Raw genomic sequence first — 483 nt, 5'->3', positions numbered from 1 at the left:
AGGGTCAGCGATTGGGGTGAAGTCGTAACAAGGTAGCCGTAGGAGAACCTGCGGCTGGATCACCTCCTTTCTATGGAGAACTGAATTAACAAGATGTTAATTCGTACTCAAAAGATTTGGTCTTAATTTCTGTTCAATTTTGAAAGATTATAATATCTTTCAAAAATATGGGTCTATAGCTCAGCTGGTTAGAGCGCACGCCTGATAAGCGTGAGGTCGGTGGTTCGAGTCCACTTAGACCCACCAATTGTTCTTTGAAAATTGCACATGAATTAATATATATAACTTCAAACATGAGAAGTAGCCAAGAAATATTCTTTGTGATATTAAATGAAAATACTTTGAAAAATTGACTTGATAGGTCAAGCTACAAAGGGCGCATGGTGAATGCCTTGGCATCAGGAGCCGATGAAGGACGTGATAAGCTGCGATAAGCTTCGGGTAGGCGCACATAGCCAGTGATCCGGAGATTTCCGAATGTGG

Annotated in this window: 1 tRNA gene and 2 rRNA genes; all 3 read left to right on the top strand. The window is 41.4% G+C overall.

Annotated features, from left to right (window positions below):
• Window positions 1–70 (top strand): 16S ribosomal RNA (locus tag ARA56_RS16255); the annotation flags it as partial.
• Window positions 71–169: 99 nt separating this feature from the next.
• A tRNA-Ile gene (locus tag ARA56_RS16250) sits at window positions 170–246 on the top strand.
• Window positions 247–360: 114 nt separating this feature from the next.
• Window positions 361–483, top strand: a 23S ribosomal RNA gene (locus tag ARA56_RS16245); the annotation flags it as partial.

The organism is Clostridium disporicum (assembly GCF_001405015.1).
GTDB lineage: Bacteria > Bacillota > Clostridia > Clostridiales > Clostridiaceae > Clostridium > Clostridium disporicum_B.
The sequence above is the reverse complement of the archived record's forward strand: the minus strand, read 5'-3'. Positions and strand labels throughout refer to the sequence as shown.